Source organism: Actinoplanes sp. NPDC051633, from assembly GCF_040681735.1.
Classification (GTDB): domain Bacteria; phylum Actinomycetota; class Actinomycetes; order Mycobacteriales; family Micromonosporaceae; genus Actinoplanes.
In genome coordinates this window covers 1-1,883 of sequence record NZ_JBFAZH010001363.1, presented here as the reverse complement: position 1 = coordinate 1,883, position 1,883 = coordinate 1, and the positions used below count along the sequence as shown (strand labels likewise).

2 protein-coding genes and 1 pseudogene are annotated in these 1,883 nt (G+C 71.2%); all 3 read left to right on the top strand.

What is annotated here, in order from left to right:
* Positions 1-786: 786 nt before the first annotated feature.
* Positions 787-987: pseudogene (locus AB0M20_RS41015) on the top strand (LuxR C-terminal-related transcriptional regulator); the annotation flags it as partial.
* 89 nt (positions 988-1,076) lie between these two features.
* Positions 1,077-1,313 (top strand): hypothetical protein, encoded by a 237-nt coding sequence (locus AB0M20_RS41010; protein ID WP_364306666.1) that lies wholly within the window; start codon positions 1,077-1,079, stop codon positions 1,311-1,313.
* The coding region (locus AB0M20_RS41005; protein WP_364306664.1) for a hypothetical protein at positions 1,310-1,883 on the top strand (574 nt) is incomplete at its 3' end. The genes AB0M20_RS41010 and AB0M20_RS41005, both read left to right, overlap by 4 nt.

Below are 1,883 nucleotides of genomic sequence, written 5' to 3'. Positions count from 1 at the left end.
ACTTAATTACGAAGTAAATAAGTCTAGTATGTTAGACTTTAATGTTTTTTTAAGGCATTAGTGCATTTAAGCGTCAGAGCATGGCTTTATGCCGACCGCGCCGCAACGGCCACTCTCCGAACCGTCTATGTCAACGCCGGCGGGGCCGCGGCACAGACCCTCGACGTGGCACGGCGGGCGGTGGCGCTCGAGTCCGATCCCACCCGGCAGGGCTGGGTGATCTCCCGCATCGCACTCGGCAGCGTGCTCACCGGCATGGATCACGACGGCGAGGCCGCCCAGCTGCTCGGCGACGCCCTCGGCCGGGCGGCCGCTGTCGATCTCCCCGCGTTCAGCCGGTTAACGGCCTGCGGGCTGCTGGCCGTGTCGAAGTTCAAGGGCGGCAGGATCGAGGAGGTACGGCAGCTGCTGCGCACCGCCCTGCCCGAGGCGGCCCGGATGGAGGACGCCCTGGGCGTTGCCGCCGCGCCGGCCGTCGCGTACCTGCGCCTTGCCGAAGGGCTCGTCCTGCATCTCGACGGCGATGTCGCCGGCGCCCGCGCCGTCCTCGCCCGCGCCGCGGACCTGGCCCTGGCCACCGGCCACCCGAGCCAGTCGGTGCGGGCGCTCACCGCCCGCGCCGAAGCGGAACTCGCCGGCGGCGACCGCCGGGCCGCCGCCGCGGCCCTCTCCGAAGCCGACGAGATCATGCGCACCGAGCCGGTGCTGCCCGGTGTGGCAGCGGCGCTCCGCTCCGCCCAGGAGCGCATCGGCCGGGGCGCGGTGACCCTGGCGCACCGTGACGGCGCGCTCGCTGAGCAGCTCACCGAGCGTGAGCTGACCATCCTGCGGGCACTGCAGGGCCCACTCAACCGGCGCGAGATCGGCGCTGAGCTCTACCTGTCGGTCAACACGATCAAGGGCTACACCAAGAGCCTCTACCGCAAGCTGGACGCGGCCTCCCGCCCCGAGGCCGTCCGCCGCGGCCGCCGGCTGGGCCTGATCTGAGCCGTCCACCCCGGGTGGTTCTGCGCGGGGGTGGTGCGTTCCGACCCCGATGGGCGTGATCGTCGTCCTCGACCGACGAGGAGACCGACATGACGTTGCGCTACCGAGTGGACATCCGCGGCACCCTCTCCGAGGGACTCGCCAACGAGCTACGCCGCCGGTTCGGCGAGTTCACCCGCCACACCGAGAACGGCCGGACGGTACTGACCGAGCTGGTTCTGGACCAGGCCGCCCTGCGCGCCCTGCTCGACCAGCTCTGGGACGCGCACAGCGAGGTCCGCCTGGTCACCGCGATCGACGACGAAGTACCCGGGGAGCACCGATGATGTCCTGGCTTTGGCTCGCTCTCGGAGCGGCCCTGCTGCCCTTCACCCTGATGCAGACCACGATCCCACTCGCGGCGTGGCTCGCGCCCCTCCTGCTGCTGCGGTTCAGCCGCACGATCCGCGCCCGGTGGGCGGTGCCGGCCCTCGCCCTCGCCGGCGCGCTCAGCACGTACGCGAGCTTCCGCGGCGGCGTCATGCCGACCGGAGAAATGCTCGTCGTGGCAGCCGCCGGTGGCGCCGTCCTGACCCCGATCCCGTACGTGATCGACCGGCTGCTCACCGGCCGGCTCACCGGGATCGCCCGTACCCTGGTCTTCCCGCTGGCCGACACGGCCCTGGTGTTCCTCTTCGGCACCGGTGATTTCGGCACGACGGGCCACGTCGCCAGTACGCAGGTCGGCAACCTGCCGCTGCTGCAGTCGGTCGCCGTCGGTGGCCAGTGGATGATCGGCCTGCTCATCGCCTGGACCGCCGCCGTGGCCAACGAGGTGTGGGAGCGGCGCGCGACCGTGGGCGCCGGGCGCACGGTGCTCGTCTTCGGCACGGTGCTCGGGGCGGTGCTCGCCCTCG